Here is a 14,973-nt window from a genome sequence, read left to right on the forward strand (position 1 = left end):
GGGTCATCCTGACAGGCAGACCCCGGAAAAAGAACAGATCTTTACATCCAGTTCTCTTGCAATGATCAGATCATTTGGGGCAGGCTGTGGGCCATGTCACGAGACGACGGTCACATCATCCCCGGCCCTGTGGTCGTCATGGGGGTCTCCGGGTCGGGCAAGAGCACCGTCGGGGCCGCGCTGGCCCAGCGGCTGCGCGCGCCGTTCGCCGACGCCGACGACTTCCACCCCGAGGCCAACGTCGCCAAGATGACCGCCGGCCACGCGCTCGACGACGACGACCGCCGCCCCTGGCTCGAGGCCATCGGCGTGTGGCTGGCCGCCCACGAGGCGGGCGGGGTGATGACCTGTTCCGCGCTCAAGCGCGCCTACCGCGACCAGCTGCGCGCCCACGCCCCCGCCACGACGTTCGTGCACCTGCACGGCGAGCGTGCCGTCATCACGCGGCGCCAGGCCACCCGGCCCGGCCACTTCATGCCGGCGTCGCTGCTCGACTCGCAGTTCGCGACGCTCGAGCCGCTCGAGGACGACGAGTCCGGCTTCGTGGTCGACGTCGACCAGTCCGTGGACGACATCGTCGCCGAGGCCGCCCGCCACCTGACCACCCCCGAGGAGAACTGATGTCCCCGACCATCGTCATGGCCGCGACCGAGCTGACCGAGCCGGTCGCCGGAGGCGGGCGGCTGGTGCTCTCCGCGCTCGTCGGCATCGCGCTCATCGTCGCGCTGATCACCTTCCTCAAGGTGCACCCGTTCCTGGCGCTGATCGTCGGCGGGCTGGCGGTCGGCATCGTGGCCGGCGTCGACGTGGCCGACGTCGTCACCAGCTTCACCACCGGCTTCGGCACGACCGCGGCCGGCGTCGGCATCCTGATCGCGCTCGGCGCGATGTTCGCCAAGCTCCTCGCCGACTCCGGCGGCGCCGACGAGATCGTCGACGCCATCGTGGGCCGAGCCAGCACGCGGAGCCTGCCGTGGGCGATGGCCGCGGTCGGGGCCCTCATCGGGCTGCCGATGTTCTTCGAGATCGGCCTGGTCCTGCTGATGCCGGTGATCTACCTGGTCGCCCGCCGCGCGCAGCTCTCCCTCGTCACCGTCGGCATCCCCGCCCTCGCCGGCCTGTCGGCGATGCACGGGCTGGTGCCGCCGCACCCCGGCCCGCTCGTCGCGATCGACGCGCTCGGCGCCGACCTCGGCACCACCCTGGCCCTCGGCGTCCTGGTGGCCGTGCCCACCGTCATCGTCGCCGGACCGCTGTTCGCTCCGATCGCCGGTCGCTGGGTCCCCGTCCCGGCCCCCGACCGCTTCGACGCTCGCGAGACCGAGGAGGCCGTCCGCCGGCCGTCGTTCCCCGTCACGCTCTTCACCGTCCTGCTGCCGGTGATGCTGATGATGGGCAAGGCGCTCGCCGACATCATCATCGACGACGAGGAGAACGGCCTCCAGCGCGTGCTGGACGTGATCGGCACCCCGGTCGTCGCGCTGCTCATCGCCGTCATCGTCGCGATCTTCACCTTCGGCCGGGGCGCCGGCATGGACGGCGAGGCCGTCGCCAAGTCCATCGAGTCCTCGCTGCCGCCGATCGCCGGCATCCTGCTCATCGTCTGCGCGGGCGGTGGCTTCAAGCAGGTCCTCGTCGACACCGGCATCGGCACCAAGCTGGCCGACTGGGCCCAGGACTTCGACGTCTCGGTCATTCTGCTCGCCTGGCTGCTCGCCGTCCTGATCCGCCTGGCCACCGGCTCCGCCACGGTCGCGACCATCACCGCCTCGGCGCTCGTCGTCGGCCTGGCCGAGGGCCTGAGCCAGGGTGAGACCTCGCTGGTCGTGCTCGCCGTCGGCTCCGGCTCGGTCTTCTTCTCCCACGTCAACGACGCGGGGTTCTGGCTGGTGAAGGAGTACTTCGGCATCTCCGTCGGCCAGACCATCAAGACCTGGTCGGCCATGGAGACCATCCTCTCGGTCACCGGCCTGGTCTTCGTCCTGCTCCTCAACATCGTCATCTAGCCGGCCGAGCCAGATCCATGTTCCGGGACGCCCGTCCTCAGGCCGCGTCGACCTTGCGGTGGCCGATGTGGACGACGCCGTCGACCACCTTGACGTCGTACGCCGGCACCGAGACGTGCGCGTCCTCGAGGCACTTGCCGCTGCGCAGGTCGAAGGCGTGCTTGTGGGACGGGGAGGCGACGAACGGGACCTGGTCACGGGTCCCCACGATCCCGCGCGCGATGACCGAGGCCTTGGCGAACGGGTCGTGGTTGCCGAGGGCGTAGACGTGGTCGTCCTGCGTCCGGAAGATCGCGATCGCCTGGCCGTGCACCAGCGCCGTGACGCCGCGCTCGACCTCGAGCTCGGCCACCCGGCAGACCGGCTGCCACTCCTCTGCGTAAGGGGAGCGAGGGGTCATCGCGACCTCCTTTCGTGACTCGGAACCTAGGTCGCGCGTGTGTGCCCCCTGTTTCGCCGTGTAACAGCCGTGAAAATGAATCCGCGCCCGCGGCTTCGTAGACTCCGGCCGTGCCTGCCGCCGTCGTCGTCCTCGCCGCCGGCTCCGGCTCCCGCGTCGGCGCGGGCGTCAACAAGGTCCTGCTCCCCCTGCGCGGGCGCCCCGTGCTCGCCTGGTCGGTCACCGACGCCCTCGCCGTGACCGACGTACGGCGGGTGGTGCTGGTCGTGCGCGACGGCGAGCAGGACGAGGTGGCGCAGGCGCTCGCCCCCCACCTGGGGCCGGCGGAGGTCCACCTCGTGACCGGCGGCGAGACGCGCCACGACTCCGAGTGGGCCGCGCTGCGCGCCCTCGCCGACGACATCCGCTCCGGCGAGGTCGACGCGGTCGCCATCCACGACGCCGCCCGTCCGCTCGCCGGGGCGCCGCTCCTCGAGGCAGCCCTGGCCGCCGCGCGGGAGCACGGCGGCGCGATCCCGGTGGTCCCGCTCGCGGGGCTCCTCGGGCGCGACGGCCGACACCCCGGCACGGCGCTCGCCGGGGTGCAGACCCCGCAGGCCTTCCGCGCCCCCGAGCTGCTGGCGGCCTACGAGCAGGCCGCCGCCGAGGGCTTCCAGGGCACCGACACGGCCAGCTGTGTCGCGAGGTACGGCGCATGGCCGGTCGCCGCGGTGGCCGGGAGCGCGCGCAACCTCAAGATCACCTTCCCCGAGGACGTCGCGCTCGCCGAGGAGCTCACGCAGGCGCGGTGAGCGCGGCCAGGACGGCGACGTCGTCCTCGGAGGAGACCCGGCGCGCGGCGGCCGGCGCGTCGGCGTACTCGACCGGGAAGCGCGCGGCCAGCGCCGCCACCAGCTCGGCGAAGTCGAGGCTGGGCAGCCCGTCGAGCGCCGCCACCACCGTGGCCGGCAGGACCACCGGGGAGCACACGGTGAGCAGGCCGTCCCGGTCGACGGTCTCGCCCACGAAGCCGTCGGCCACGACCTTGACCGTGTCGGTCACGGGGCGCACGCCCACGACGACGGCGCCGCTCGCGGCCGAGCGGGAGACGCACGCGGCGATGAAGGACGCGGGCGTCATGGGGCAGAGGCTGTCATGGAGGACGAAGGGCTCGCCGGAGTCGACCAGCCCCGCCCACTCGGTGCCGAGGTCGACCGGCGTCACCCCGGCCTCGCCCAGCGCCCACACCGCGCAGGTCACGAGCGCCTCGCCGTGGATGAGGGCGAACGGCAGCGACCCGCGGCCCTCCTCCACCACCGTCCCGAGGGTCGGCTGGGGGTCCGCGTCGTCGTACGGGCTGCTCGTCATGGTGCTCCCAACCTAGGACGGACGAAGGCCCCCGGCAGCAGCCGGGGGCCTTCGGTGGAGCGGGTGGAGCGGTCGCTCAGGAGGCGAGGACCTCGTCGAGGATGGCCTCAGCCTTGTCCTCGTTGGTGTGCTCGGCCAGGGCCAGCTCGGAGACCAGGATCTGGCGCGCCTTGGCCAGCATCCGCTTCTCGCCGGCCGAGAGGCCACGGTCACGCTCGCGGCGCCACAGGTCGCGCACGACCTCGGCGACCTTCATGACGTCGCCGCTGTGCAGCTTCTCGAGGTTGGCCTTGTAGCGACGCGACCAGTTGGTCGGCTCCTCGACGTGGGCGGCACGGAGGACGTCGAACACGCGGTCCAGGCCCTCCTTGTCGACGACGTCACGCACACCGACCAGGTCGAGGTTGCACGCGGGCACGCGCACGACCAGGTCCTGCTGGGCCACGATCCGGAGGACGAGGTACTCGCGGTCCTCGCCCTTGATGGTCCGCATCTCGATGTCCTCGATGACAGCGGCCCCGTGATTTGGATAGACAACCGTTTCGCCGACGGTGAAAGTCATATGTGATGAACCCCTTCCTAGGTGTCCATTCTAACACGGCCCTGGGCCGACACTTTCGGCGTTTCTGCAGGTCAGAGGCCTGCCGCAGGCTTGACGAAATCGACTTCGTGTGGTGGAGCCCCTCTCCGTCTACGCCTCCGACGGGCTGCGCCGAGGACGATCGCGAGGCGAACTGCGGCGTTCGTCGCCTCCCCGGCGCGCCGTGACCGATACTGCACGGATGGCCAAGACGCAGCGCTGGAGGCGACGCAGCCCCGCCCCGGAGACGGCGGTCGACGCGACCGTCGACCCCGTCGAGGACGAGGCCGAGGACGGCACGACGCTCACGGACCCCGAGCCCCCCGAGCCCGACGAGAAGACCGCCGAGGACCGGGCGCCGGCGCGCCCTCGTGGCCGCCTGCGACTCACCGACCGGGTGCCCGTGCTGCTGCTCCAGGCGGCGCACCCCCGCCAGGCGGTGCTGACCGCCGCCTTCGTGGGCCTCGCCGCCGCCCTGTCGGGGCGCGCCACCCGCGAGGTCGTGGTCGTCGTGGCCACCGTCCTGGTCGGGCAGGCCATCCTGGGGTGGCACAACGACCTCACCGACCGCGCCCGCGACGCCCGCCACGACACCCCCGGCAAGCCGATCGCCCAGGACCGCCTCGACCCCGGCACCGCGTGGTTCGCCCTGACCTGCGCCGTCCTGCTCGTCGTCCCGCTCTCGATCACCTCCGGGGTCACGGCGGGCGGCGTCTACCTGCTGTCCCTGGTCGTCGGGCTGCTCGGCAACGTCGCCCTGCGGCAGGGGCTGCTGTCCTGGCTGCCCTGGGCCCTCTCGTTCGGGCTGCTGCCCGCCTACCTGTCGTACGGCGGATGGGGCGGCGAGTTCCGCGGGGACGCCCCTCACCCGGTCATGACGCTGCTCTTCGCCCTGCTGGGCGTCGGCGTGCACTTCCTGCGGGCCCTGTGGGGCCTCGTGCCCGACCACGAGGACGGCTGGACCTACCTGCCGCTCAAGCTCGGGCTGCGACTCGGGGCCACGCGGCTCCTGGTGCTCTCGGGGGTCTACACCGCGGTCGTGCTGGCGCTGATCGCCTTCGCCGGCACCTACACCGGCCTGGCCCGCTGACCGCCCGGTCCGGGCGCGAGCCGGGGCACTAGGCTGAGGGCATCATCGCCGTGCGGCGCCCGATCGAACCGAAGGCTCTGACGATGCATCACCGCAGCAAGCTCGTCCTCGCCGTGGGAGCGCTCCTGCTCACCACCCCCGCGCTCAGCTCGTGCGGCTTCAACCTGGCGACCGACCGGATCAACACCGTCCAGCACGGCGGCACCAACCGCGACGCCTCCGTCGACCTGCTCGCGGTCGTGATCGTCTCGGCCACCGAGGGCTCCGGCACGCTCAGCGGGCGGATCGTCAACAGCTCCACGGACTCGACCGAGCTGAGCGCCGTCACCGCGCTCGACGACGCCTCGGTCAGCACCGGCGAGATCGCCTCGGTCGAGCTGGCCTCCGGCACCGCCCTGGCCATGGCCGACATCGGCGCCGGGATCCGCGTCGAGGGCGACTACCAGGCCGGCGACATCATCGACCTCACCTTCGAGTTCACCAACGGCGAGCAGGTCGAGGTGGAGGTCCCGGTCGTGCGCGAGTGCGGCTTCTACGACGGCCTCGACTCCGCCCCCACGATCGGCGAGGGCGGGCCCAGCGGCCCCAGCGAGACGTCCAGCGAGTCCCCGAGCCCCTCGGACGACGAGCCCTCCACCGAGCCCACCGACGAGGCCGGCGAGCAGACCGACGCCTCCTCGTGCGAGACCGAAGCCGACGAGGCGCACTGATGACCCACACCCTGATCCTGCTCCGCCACGGCGAGAGCGAGTGGAACGCCAAGAACCTCTTCACCGGCTGGGTCGACGTCGCCCTCACCGAGAAGGGTCGCGCCGAGGCGGTGCGCGGCGGCGAGCTGATGCGTGAGGCCGGCGTACTGCCCGACGTCGTGCACACCTCCCTCCAGCGCCGCGCCATCAACACCGCCTACCTCTCCCTCGACGCGGCCGACCGCCACTGGATCCCGGTGAAGCGGTCGTGGCGCCTCAACGAGCGCCACTACGGCGCCCTGCAGGGCAAGGACAAGAAGCAGACGCTCGAGCAGTACGGCGAGGAGCAGTTCATGCTCTGGCGCCGCAGCTTCGACACCCCGCCGCCGCCGCTCGCCGACGACGACGAGTGGTCGCAGGTGGGGCTGCCCCAGTACGCCGACCTCGGCGACGACATGCCGCGCACCGAGTGCCTCAAGGACGTCATCGAGCGGATGCTCCCCTACTGGGAGTCCGACATCACCGCCGACCTGGCCGCCGGCAGGACGGTCCTGGTCGCCGCCCACGGCAACAGCCTGCGCGGGATCGTCAAGCACCTCGACGGCATCAGCGACGCCGACATCGCCGGCCTCAACATCCCCACCGGCATGCCCCTGGTCTATGAGCTCGACGACTCCTTCGCCCCGACCACCCCGGGCGGCACCTACCTCGACCCCGAGGCGGCCGCCGCAGCCGCCGCCGCCGTCGCCAACCAGGGTCGCTGACCGCGAGCGTGCTCGCGACGTCAGCGAGATCGAGCGAGCCCCGCGACCGAGCCTGCGAGGTCGCGACGAGCGGGTCGAGATCCGGTCAGCTCGAGGAACGACCGACCCAGGTCCGACGTACGTCGGGATAGTCCCTGACGGTCGTGTCGTTCGAACAGGCTTCCAGCGACACAAGCGTCAGGGACTACCCCGGAGTCCGGCTCAGCCGAGCGCGTCGACCGAGCTGGGGTTGTGGCCGGTGACGACGAAGACGATGCGGTTGGCCACGGAGACGGCGTGGTCGGCGATGCGCTCGTAGTAGCGGCCGAGCAGGGCGATGTCGACCGCCGCCTCGACGCCGTTCTGCCAGTCGTCGGAGAGCAGCTCGATGAAGCTCTGGCGGCGCAGCTGGTCCATGACCTCGTCGTCGCGACCCAACTCGATGGCCGCCTCGACGTCGCGGCCGGTGATGATCTGCGAGACCCGGCGCACCATGTCCTCGGCGACCTCCGCCATCCGCGCCACCGTGGGCTGCACCTCGACCGGCACCGCCACCTGCGGGACGCGCAGCCGGGCGATCTTGGCGACGTGGACCGACAGGTCGCCCATGCGCTCCAGCTCGCTCACCATCCGCAGGGCGGACACCACGGTGCGCAGGTCGCCGGCGACCGGCTGCTGCAGCGACAGCAGCGCGAAGGCGTTGTCCTCGACCTGCTCCCGGGCCCGGTCGATCGCGACGTCGGCGCTGATCACCTGCTCGGCGATCGCGGCGTCACCGGTCATCAGGGCCTGGGTGGCCAGGCCGACGGCCGTCTCGACCTGGCGGCAGATGCCGGCGAGGTCGACGAACATCGCATCCAGCTGGTCATGGAAGAGCTCACGCATGTCCTGGACCGTAGGCGGCCGAGGTGTCCGGCAGGGGCGCAGGCGTGAACGACGGGTGAACACTCGGAAGTCACGCCTCGCTGGGCGAATTGGTGATGAACACGGCCGTACGATTCCTTCGTGGACCCGACGACGCAGGCGTTCCTCGCCGCACTGGCGGGTGCCCTCGTCGCGGGCGGCGGAGTCCTCGCCTGGGCGATCAGCGAGCGCCAGCAGCAGGGCAGCCGCGACGTCGAGGAGCCCGTCGTCCCGCCGGGCGTCGCCGCGGTGCTCTCGGTCCTGCGCAGCAGCGCGGTCGTCGTGGACGAGGCCGACGTCGTGCTGAAGGCGTCCGCCCCGGCGTACGCCTTCGGGCTCGTGCGCGGCGCGCAGCTGGTGTCGAGCGAGCTGGCCGAGCTGGTGCGGCAGGTACGCCGCGACGGGCAGATCCGCGAGACCGAGCTGGTCATGGCGCGCGCGATCGGCCCCGACCGCCACGTGACCGCCCGCGTCGCCCCCCTCGGGTCGCGGCTGGTGCTCGCGCTGGTCGAGGACCGCACCCGCGAGCGGCGGGTGGAGTCGGTGCGCCGCGACTTCGTCGCCAACGTCAGCCACGAGCTCAAGACCCCCGTGGGCGCGATCCGGCTGCTCGCCGAGGCGATGCACGAGGCCGCCGACGACCCGGTCGCGGTGAAGCGGTTCGCCAACCGGATGCTCACCGAGAGCGACCGGCTCTCACGCCTGGTGCAGCAGGTCATCGAGCTGTCGCGGCTGCAGGGCGACGACCCGCTGGACTCCCCCGCGCCCGTCTCGCTGGACCACGTCATCGAGGTCGCGATGGACACCAGCGCCATCGACGCCTCCTCCAAGCGGATCCGCATCGTCAGCAGCGGCGCCTCCGGCCTCGTGGTGCTCGGCAACGACGAGCAGATCACCGCCGCCGTGGCCAACCTCGTCGCCAACGCCGTCGCCTACTCCGAGCCGGACTCCACGGTCCTGGTGACCACGAAGCAGTCGGAGGAGATCGTGGAGATCTCCGTGGTCGACCAGGGCATCGGGATCCCCACCACCGAGATCGACCGGATCTTCGAGCGGTTCTACCGTGTGGACCCCGCCCGCCACCGCTCCACCGGCGGTACCGGCCTGGGCCTGTCCATCGTCAAGCACGTCGCCGCCACCCACGGCGGCGAGATCCGGGTCTGGTCCGCGGAGGGCCAGGGCTCGACGTTCACCCTCTCGCTGCCCCACCATGCAGGCAGCAGGACCACCGATCGACAACTGCAGGAGGAGATCCAGTGACGCGCGTACTCGTCGTCGAGGACGAAGAGAGCTACAGCGACGCGCTCGCCTACATGCTCCGCAAGGAGGGCTTCGAGGTCGCGATCGCCGCCGACGGCCACGCGGCGCTGAGCGAGTTCGACCGCAACGGCGCCGACATCGTCCTGCTCGACCTGATGCTGCCCGGGATCCCCGGCACCGAGGTCTGCCGCACGATCCGCCAGACGTCCAACGTCCCGGTGATCATGGTCAGCGCCAAGGACGACGAGGTCGACAAGGTCGTCGGCCTCGAGCTGGGCGCCGACGACTACGTCACCAAGCCCTACTCCCCGCGCGAGCTGGTCGCCCGGATCCGCGCCGTGCTGCGCCGCGGCACCGACCCCGACCTCACCCCCGACACCCTCGAGGCCGGCCCGGTCCGCATGGACGTCGAGCGCCACGTGGTCACCGTCGACGGCCACGAGCAGCGGCTGCCGCTCAAGGAGTTCGAGCTGCTCGAGATGTTCCTGCGCAACCCCGGCCGGGTGCTCACCCGCGGCCAGCTGATCGACCGCGTCTGGGGCTCCGACTACGTCGGCGACACCAAGACCCTCGACGTCCACGTCAAGCGCCTGCGCGCCAAGCTCGAGCCGGAGCCGAGCGAGCCCAAGTACCTCGTCACCGTCCGCGGACTCGGCTACAAGCTGGAGCTCTGAGCCCTCACCGGGGCCTGCTCCCGGCACGGCGGCGACAGCCTGTCCGCATCTCGCGCATCGACGTCCGAAAACCGCGTGTCGGTGGGCCGCAGCGGTCCCTAGGCTGTGACGAGTGACGACCACCGCGGCCTCCGGCCGCCCCACGCAGACGAGCACCGCTCCCCCGACCTGGCTGCCGGTCGCCGCCGTGGCAACCACCCTGGTGCTCTGGGCCTCCGCGTTCGTCGCGATCCGTCACCTCGGCCACGACTTCTCCGCCGGACCGCTGTCGCTGGGCCGCACCCTGATCGGGGCCCTCGTGCTCGGAGCGCTGGCCCTGAGCCGCGGGCTGCCCCGGCCCAGCCGAGGAGACTGGGTCTCCCTGGTCACCATCGGCGTGCTGTGGTTCGGCGTCTACAACGTCGCCCTCAACGAGGGCGAGCAGCGCGTGGACGCCGGCACCGCCGCGATGCTGATCCAGGTGTCACCGGTGCTCATCGCCCTGCTGGCGGCGGTGTTCCTCTCCGAGCGGTTCACCATCTACCTCGGGCTCGGGCTGGCCCTCGCCTTCTCCGGGGTCGCGGTCATCGGGCTGACCACCTCCTCCGACGACGGCGGCGGGCGCGACCTGCTCGGGGTCGCGCTGTGCCTGGTCTCGGCCGTCGTCTACTCCGTGAGCCTGATCCTCCAGAAGCCGCTGGTCGCCCGCCTCTCCGCGCTGCACGTGACCTGGCTGGCGTGCACCATCGGTGCGGTGGCCTGCCTGCCGTTCGCCCCGGCCCTGCTGAGCGAGGCCGGCGACGCGCCGACGTCGTCGTTGCTGTGGGTGGTCTACCTCGGGGTCTTCCCGACCGCGGTCGCGTTCACCACCTACGCCTACGCCCTGCAGCACATGACCGCGAGCAGCCTGGGCGTCACGACGTACCTCGTGCCGCCGATCACCATCGTCATGGGGCTGGTCTTCCTCGACGAGGTGCCTCCGGCGATGGCCTACGTCGGCGGCGCGCTCGCCCTGGTCGGCGTCGCGGTGGCCCGGCGCAAGCCGCGCTCGCACGCCCGCCAGGAGCCGGCACCCGCCTGACGGCGCGCACCCGCCCCACGAGGGGTCCGGTGCTGTCATGCTGCGGGGATGTCTGTCGTCGCCAACGTCCTGGTCGGCCTCGTGGCCGCCCTGCACCTGTACTTCCTCGTCCTCGAGATGTTCCTGTGGACCGAGCCGCTGGGGCGCAAGACCTTCAACAACAGCGTCGAGCTCGCCGAGACCACCAAGGTCCTCGCCGCCAACCAGGGCCTCTACAACGGCTTCCTGGTGGCCGGGCTGGTCTGGGGGCTCGTGAGCGACCAGACGGACGTCAAGGTCTTCTTCCTCGCGTGCGTCGTGGTCGCGGGCCTCTACGGCGCCGCGACGGTGAGCCGCCGCATCCTGCTCGTGCAGGCGCTGCCGGCGGCCCTAGGGCTCGCTGCGGTCCTCGTCGCCGCCTGACGCGGCGGCGGCGTCCTCGGCCTCCAGCCAGCCGCGGAAGGCCTCGAGGTTGTGCGTCGGCTCGCCGCGCAGCTTGCGCCACTCCCACTCCTTGCGGATGGACGTGGCGAAGCCGAGCTCGAGGATCGCGTTGAACGAGTCGTCGGCGTAGGTCAGGACCGAGCCGAGCAGCCGGTCCAGCTCGTCGGGGCTCACCGACGCCAGGGGCAGCCGCGCGTCGAGGTAGATGTCGCCCAGCCGGTCGACGGCGAACGCCACGGCGTACATCTTCAGGTTGCGCTCGAGCAGCCAGCGGTAGACGCGCTCGTGGTTCTCGTCGGGCTTGCGGCACACGAAGGCGTGCAGCCCCAGGGCGTGCGGCCCCACGTCGAGCCGGACGGCGGTCTGCAGCTTCTTCTCCCCGGGCAGGGTGAGGGAGAAGACGCCCTCGCTCGCCTCGTCGAACTCGATCTGGTTGTCGCGCAGGTAGTCGCGGACGAGCTCGGCCGGCGGGTACGTCGTCACGACACCGACTCTCGCATGAGGCTGTGTGCGCGCTCGTAGACCGCCAGGGTCTGCGCCGCCGTGGACTCCCAGGAGAACTGCCGGGCCTGCTCCAGGGCTCCGGCCTGGAGCCGGACCAGCAGGGCGGGGTCGGTGAGGGGCCGCGCGAGCGCCTGCGCCCACGCCTGCGGGTCGTGACCGGCGACCAGCAGGCCGCTGTGGTCGTCGCGGACGACGGTCGTCAGACCGCCCACGGCAGCGGCGACGACCGGGGTGCCGACCGCCTGCGCCTCGGCGGCGACCAGGCCGAACGACTCGTTGTAGGACGGGACGGCGACCACGGTCGCGGCGGCGTACCAGCAGGCCAGCTCGGCCTGCGAGACCGGGGGCACGAAGCGCACCACGTCGTCGATGCCCAGCTCGGTGGCCAGGGCCGCCAGCGACTCGGGCCGGTCGAGGCCAGAGCCGGACGGGCCGCCGACGACCGGGACGACCAGCCGGGCGCGCAGCCCCGGGTCGCGCTCCAGCAGGGCCGCGACCGCGCGGAGCAGCACGTCGGGCGCCTTGAGGGGCTGGATGCGGCCGGCGAAGAGCAGCACGTGGGCATCGGTCGCGAGCCCCAGCGACGCGCGCACCTCGGCCTGGTCGAGCGGGCGGAACACCGACAGGTCGACGCCGGGGTGGATGACCTGCACGCGGTCGGGCTCGGCGTCGTAGAGGTCGACGAGCTGGCGCGCCTCGAGCCCGGTGTTGGCGATGAGCACGTCGGCGGCCTCCACGACCTGCTCCTCGCCGATGAGCCGCGCGGACGGCTCGGGGGTGTCGCCCTCGGCGAGGGCGGCGTTCTTGACCTTCGCCATCGTGTGCATCGAGTGCACCAGCGGCACGCCCCAGCGGTCGCGCGCGAGCGCGCCGACCTGCCCGGAGAGCCAGTAGTGGGAGTGGACCGCGTCGTAGTGGCCCAGCGGCTGCGCCGCCTCGGCGCGCAGCACCTCGCGGGCGAAGACGCACAGCTGGCCCGGCAGCTCGTCCTTCGTGAGCCCCTCGAAGGGCCCGGCGTGGATGTGGCGCACGGTCACGCCGTCGCAGGCCTCGACCAGCGGCGGCAGCGCGGAGTTGGTCGCGCGCGTGAAGATGTCGACCTCGATGCCCTGGCGCGCGAGCCGCTTGGACAGCTCGATCACGTAGACGTTCATCCCACCCGCGTCACCCGTGCCCGGCTGGTCGAGAGGCGAGGTGTGGAGGCTGACCATCGCCACCCGGCGGATCCGCTGCATCTGACTCCTCGTGTCCCCATGGCCTCCCCTGCACCGGAAGGTCTCCCCTCCACCGAACCACGCCGGCGCGCCGCTGATTCCCGCGGGTCGTCCGGTGGTCGTCCGGTGGTCGTACGGCGTTCAGCCGGCGTGCGATCCCGCGGGCCGGCCGGACCCCCGCGCCATCGCGAGCAGGCAGGCCAGCGCGATGGCGGCCCCGGCCACCGCGTCGACCAGCGAGTCCTCCGCCGCGCCGTGCAGCACCTCCACCACCGACCAGACGAGCACCGGGAAGCAGACGGCCACGACCAGGCGCAGCCACGGCGCGCTGCTGCTGACGAGTCCGGCGCCGGCCGCGGCCAGCGCCACGCCCAGCAGGGTCAGGCCCGGCCAGCGCAGCTCCTCGAGGCCGGCGGCCTGGCGCACCACCCAGGCCAGACCCCCGAGCACGCCCGCGACGCGGGCCACGAGCATCAGGTGCACGGGGGGAGTCTGCCACCGGCTCGGAGCGGGCGGCCAGAATGTCCCCATGCCCTCCACCTCCTCCCCCACCTCGCGGCCCACGGCCGTCGTCACCGGCGCCAGCAGCGGCATCGGCGCCGCCACCGCGCGCACCCTGGCCCAGGCCGGCTTCCACGTCTTCTGCGCCGCCCGCCGCGCCGACCGGGTCGAGGCCCTGGCCGCCGAGATCGACGGCACGGCCGTCGTGTGCGACGTGACGTCGCAGGACGACGTCGCCGCGCTGGCCGCGCAGGTGGGCCAGCGGCTCGACGTACTCGTCAACAACGCGGGCGGGGCGTTCGGCGCCGCCCCCGTGGCACAGGCCGACAGCGACGAGTGGCGGCGCATGTACGAGGTCAACGTCATCGGCCTGATGCAGGTGACGCGGGCGCTGCTGCCGGCACTGGTCGCCTCGGGCGCCGGGGTCATCCTCAACGTCGGGTCGACCGCCGGACGCGTGGCCTACGAGGGCGGCGGCGGCTACACCGCGGCCAAGCACGGCACCCAGGTGGTGACCGAGACCCTGCGCCTGGAGCTGTGGGACCAGCCGGTCCGGGTGTGCGAGATCGCGCCGGGGATGGTGAAGACCGACGAGTTCGCGCTGGTGCGCTTCGAGGGCGACCGCGAGCGCGCCGAGGCCGTCTACGAGGGCGTGGCCGAGCCGCTCACCGCCGAGGACGTGGCCGACGCGATCGGCTGGATGGTCACGCGCCCGGCCCACGTCAACATCGACGAGCTGGTGATCCGCCCGCGCGCGCAGGCCGCCCAGCACAAGGTGCACCGGGTCCCGCGGGACTGAGCCCCCGCGCCCCGTCCGTTCGGTCATCGGGCGGTCGCCGGGACCATCCCTCACGAGGTGGCAGACTGCGCGCGTGCAGACCATCGGACTCGTCGGCGGCATGAGCTGGGAGAGCAGCGCCGTCTACTACCAGGCTCTCAACGAGGGCGTCGAGCAGCGGGTCGGCGGCCTGAGCTCGGCGCGCACGATGCTCGCGAGCGTCGACTTCGCGGAGGTCACCGCCCTGCAGGAGCAGGAGCGCTGGGACGACGTCGCCGCGATCCTGGTCGCCGCGGCGCAGGGCGTCGAGCGCGCCGGAGCCGACTTCCTCCTGCTGTGCACCACGACCTTCCACCGCGTCGCCGACCAGGTGGAAGCCGCCGTCGGCATCCCGGTGCTCCACCTGGCCGACGTCGTCGCCGAGGCCTGCAAGGCCCAGCAGGTGACGTCGGTGGGCTTCCTCGGCACCGAGTTCGCCATGTCGCGCTCGTTCTTCACCGACCGGCTCGCCCAGCACGGTCTCGAGGTGCACGTCCCCGACGCGCGCCACCACGCGGCGCTCAACGCGATCATCTACGACGAGCTGGTCCACGGCCGCGTGCTCGACACCTCGCGCCGTACGGTCGTCGGGCTGATCGACGACCTCTGGGACGCCGGCGCCGGCGGCCTGGTCCTCGGCTGCACCGAGCTCGAGCTGCTCGTCCGCCAGCCCGACTCCGAGCTGCCGCTCTTCCCCTGCACCACCCTGCACGTCGCCGCCGCGCTCGACCGCGCGCTGGGCTGAGGCGCCGTGAGTTTCAC

Annotated in this window: 19 protein-coding genes; 12 read left to right on the plus strand and 7 right to left on the minus strand. The window is 72.3% G+C overall.

The window, feature by feature from the left end; translation table 11 throughout:
- Positions 1–93 precede the first annotated feature (93 nt).
- A complete protein-coding gene (locus E4622_RS08820) occupies positions 94–621 on the plus strand; it encodes a gluconokinase (protein ID WP_245155959.1) in 528 nt (175 codons plus the stop codon).
- Positions 621–2,006 (plus strand): gluconate:H+ symporter, encoded by a 1,386-nt coding sequence (locus E4622_RS08825; protein ID WP_134739840.1) that lies wholly within the window; start codon positions 621–623, stop codon positions 2,004–2,006. Before E4622_RS08820 ends, E4622_RS08825 begins: the two co-directional genes overlap by 1 nt.
- A gap of 37 nt (positions 2,007–2,043) precedes the next feature.
- On the opposite strand, the gene nirD is transcribed toward E4622_RS08825, so the two are convergent.
- Positions 2,044–2,406 carry a nitrite reductase small subunit NirD gene (nirD, locus tag E4622_RS08830; RefSeq protein ID WP_134739841.1) on the minus strand — a complete coding sequence of 121 codons (363 nt, stop codon included), beginning with the start codon at positions 2,404–2,406 and terminating at the stop codon, positions 2,044–2,046.
- 110 nt (positions 2,407–2,516) lie between these two features.
- Here nirD and E4622_RS08835 point away from each other — a divergent pair, with 110 nt between their 5' ends.
- A complete protein-coding gene (locus tag E4622_RS08835) occupies positions 2,517–3,197 on the plus strand; it encodes a 2-C-methyl-D-erythritol 4-phosphate cytidylyltransferase (protein ID WP_134739842.1) in 681 nt (226 codons plus the stop codon).
- On the opposite strand, the gene E4622_RS08840 is transcribed toward E4622_RS08835, so the two are convergent.
- Both E4622_RS08840 and E4622_RS08845 read right to left on the minus strand, forming a co-directional pair.
- On the minus strand, positions 3,181–3,753 hold the full coding sequence (locus tag E4622_RS08840; RefSeq protein ID WP_134739843.1) for a 2-C-methyl-D-erythritol 4-phosphate cytidylyltransferase: 573 nt from the start codon (positions 3,751–3,753) through the stop codon (positions 3,181–3,183). The two genes, E4622_RS08835 and E4622_RS08840, sit on opposite strands and share 17 nt — an antisense overlap.
- A 76-nt stretch (positions 3,754–3,829) precedes the next feature.
- Positions 3,830–4,315: a CarD family transcriptional regulator gene (locus E4622_RS08845; RefSeq protein ID WP_134739844.1), complete on the minus strand. Its 486-nt coding sequence runs from the start codon at positions 4,313–4,315 to the stop codon at positions 3,830–3,832.
- A gap of 220 nt (positions 4,316–4,535) precedes the next feature.
- Here E4622_RS08845 and E4622_RS08850 point away from each other — a divergent pair, with 220 nt between their 5' ends.
- The 3 genes from E4622_RS08850 to E4622_RS08860 all read left to right on the plus strand — a co-directional run bounded on the left by E4622_RS08850 (position 4,536) and on the right by E4622_RS08860 (position 6,876).
- Entirely contained in the window at positions 4,536–5,423 is an 888-nt protein-coding gene (locus E4622_RS08850; protein ID WP_134739845.1) for a UbiA family prenyltransferase, read from the plus strand.
- 83 nt (positions 5,424–5,506) lie between these two features.
- Complete coding sequence (locus E4622_RS08855; protein ID WP_134739846.1) at positions 5,507–6,133, plus strand: hypothetical protein; 627 nt, start codon at positions 5,507–5,509, stop codon at positions 6,131–6,133.
- Positions 6,133–6,876 carry a phosphoglyceromutase gene (locus E4622_RS08860; RefSeq protein ID WP_134739847.1) on the plus strand — a complete coding sequence of 248 codons (744 nt, stop codon included), beginning with the start codon at positions 6,133–6,135 and terminating at the stop codon, positions 6,874–6,876. The genes E4622_RS08855 and E4622_RS08860 overlap by 1 nt, the downstream gene beginning before the upstream one ends.
- A 201-nt stretch (positions 6,877–7,077) precedes the next feature.
- Here E4622_RS08860 and phoU read toward each other — a convergent pair whose 3' ends face one another.
- Positions 7,078–7,740 carry a phosphate signaling complex protein PhoU gene (gene phoU / locus E4622_RS08865; protein WP_134739848.1) on the minus strand — a complete coding sequence of 221 codons (663 nt, stop codon included), beginning with the start codon at positions 7,738–7,740 and terminating at the stop codon, positions 7,078–7,080.
- A 120-nt stretch (positions 7,741–7,860) separates the two neighbouring features.
- Here phoU and E4622_RS08870 point away from each other — a divergent pair, with 120 nt between their 5' ends.
- The 4 genes from E4622_RS08870 (at position 7,861) to E4622_RS08885 (ending at position 11,154) form a co-directional block, all read left to right on the plus strand.
- Positions 7,861–9,018, plus strand: a complete 1,158-nt coding sequence (locus tag E4622_RS08870) for an ATP-binding protein (protein WP_134739849.1) — start codon at positions 7,861–7,863, stop codon at positions 9,016–9,018.
- A complete protein-coding gene (locus E4622_RS08875) occupies positions 9,015–9,692 on the plus strand; it encodes a response regulator transcription factor (RefSeq protein WP_134739850.1) in 678 nt (225 codons plus the stop codon). The genes E4622_RS08870 and E4622_RS08875 overlap by 4 nt, the downstream gene beginning before the upstream one ends.
- Before the next feature lie 112 nt (positions 9,693–9,804).
- Complete coding sequence (locus E4622_RS08880; protein ID WP_134739851.1) at positions 9,805–10,752, plus strand: DMT family transporter; 948 nt, start codon at positions 9,805–9,807, stop codon at positions 10,750–10,752.
- Between the two features lie 48 nt (positions 10,753–10,800).
- A complete protein-coding gene (locus E4622_RS08885) occupies positions 10,801–11,154 on the plus strand; it encodes a DUF1304 domain-containing protein (protein ID WP_134739852.1) in 354 nt (117 codons plus the stop codon).
- Here E4622_RS08885 and E4622_RS08890 read toward each other — a convergent pair.
- From E4622_RS08890 to E4622_RS08900, 3 genes are all read right to left on the minus strand, one after another.
- Positions 11,122–11,658: a YbjN domain-containing protein gene (locus E4622_RS08890; protein ID WP_134739853.1), complete on the minus strand. Its 537-nt coding sequence runs from the start codon at positions 11,656–11,658 to the stop codon at positions 11,122–11,124. The genes E4622_RS08885 and E4622_RS08890 overlap by 33 nt on opposite strands.
- Positions 11,655–12,914 carry a D-inositol-3-phosphate glycosyltransferase gene (gene mshA, locus E4622_RS08895; protein WP_134739854.1) on the minus strand — a complete coding sequence of 420 codons (1,260 nt, stop codon included), beginning with the start codon at positions 12,912–12,914 and terminating at the stop codon, positions 11,655–11,657. Before mshA ends, E4622_RS08890 begins: the two co-directional genes overlap by 4 nt.
- Before the next feature lie 120 nt (positions 12,915–13,034).
- Positions 13,035–13,376: a hypothetical protein gene (locus E4622_RS08900; protein WP_134739855.1), complete on the minus strand. Its 342-nt coding sequence runs from the start codon at positions 13,374–13,376 to the stop codon at positions 13,035–13,037.
- Positions 13,377–13,422: 46 nt separating this feature from the next.
- Here E4622_RS08900 and E4622_RS08905 point away from each other — a divergent pair, with 46 nt between their 5' ends.
- Together E4622_RS08905 and E4622_RS08910 are read left to right on the plus strand one after the other, a co-directional pair.
- Positions 13,423–14,193 (plus strand): SDR family oxidoreductase, encoded by a 771-nt coding sequence (locus E4622_RS08905; RefSeq protein ID WP_134739856.1) that lies wholly within the window; start codon positions 13,423–13,425, stop codon positions 14,191–14,193.
- A 73-nt stretch (positions 14,194–14,266) separates the two neighbouring features.
- Positions 14,267–14,956, plus strand: coding sequence for an amino acid racemase (locus E4622_RS08910; RefSeq protein ID WP_134739857.1), 690 nt, complete (start codon positions 14,267–14,269; stop codon positions 14,954–14,956).
- Positions 14,957–14,973: the final 17 nt, after the last annotated feature.

Source organism: Nocardioides sp. 503 (assembly GCF_004522095.1).
Lineage (GTDB): Bacteria > Actinomycetota > Actinomycetes > Propionibacteriales > Nocardioidaceae > Nocardioides.

Coding starts and splice junctions, on each gene's coding strand:
- E4622_RS08905 (WP_134739856.1), top strand. CDS start 13,423: ATGCCCTCCACCTCCTCCCCCACCTCGCGGCCCACGGCCGTCGTCACC.
- E4622_RS08840 (WP_134739843.1), bottom strand. CDS start 3,753: ATGACGAGCAGCCCGTACGACGACGCGGACCCCCAGCCGACCCTCGGG.
- mshA (WP_134739854.1), bottom strand. CDS start 12,914: ATGCAGCGGATCCGCCGGGTGGCGATGGTCAGCCTCCACACCTCGCCT.
- E4622_RS08855 (WP_134739846.1), top strand. CDS start 5,507: ATGCATCACCGCAGCAAGCTCGTCCTCGCCGTGGGAGCGCTCCTGCTC.
- E4622_RS08825 (WP_134739840.1), top strand. CDS start 621: ATGTCCCCGACCATCGTCATGGCCGCGACCGAGCTGACCGAGCCGGTC.
- E4622_RS08845 (WP_134739844.1), bottom strand. CDS start 4,315: ATGACTTTCACCGTCGGCGAAACGGTTGTCTATCCAAATCACGGGGCC.
- E4622_RS08850 (WP_134739845.1), top strand. CDS start 4,536: ATGGCCAAGACGCAGCGCTGGAGGCGACGCAGCCCCGCCCCGGAGACG.
- nirD (WP_134739841.1), bottom strand. CDS start 2,406: ATGACCCCTCGCTCCCCTTACGCAGAGGAGTGGCAGCCGGTCTGCCGG.
- E4622_RS08820 (WP_245155959.1), top strand. CDS start 94: ATGTCACGAGACGACGGTCACATCATCCCCGGCCCTGTGGTCGTCATG.
- phoU (WP_134739848.1), bottom strand. CDS start 7,740: ATGCGTGAGCTCTTCCATGACCAGCTGGATGCGATGTTCGTCGACCTC.
- E4622_RS08885 (WP_134739852.1), top strand. CDS start 10,801: ATGTCTGTCGTCGCCAACGTCCTGGTCGGCCTCGTGGCCGCCCTGCAC.
- E4622_RS08860 (WP_134739847.1), top strand. CDS start 6,133: ATGACCCACACCCTGATCCTGCTCCGCCACGGCGAGAGCGAGTGGAAC.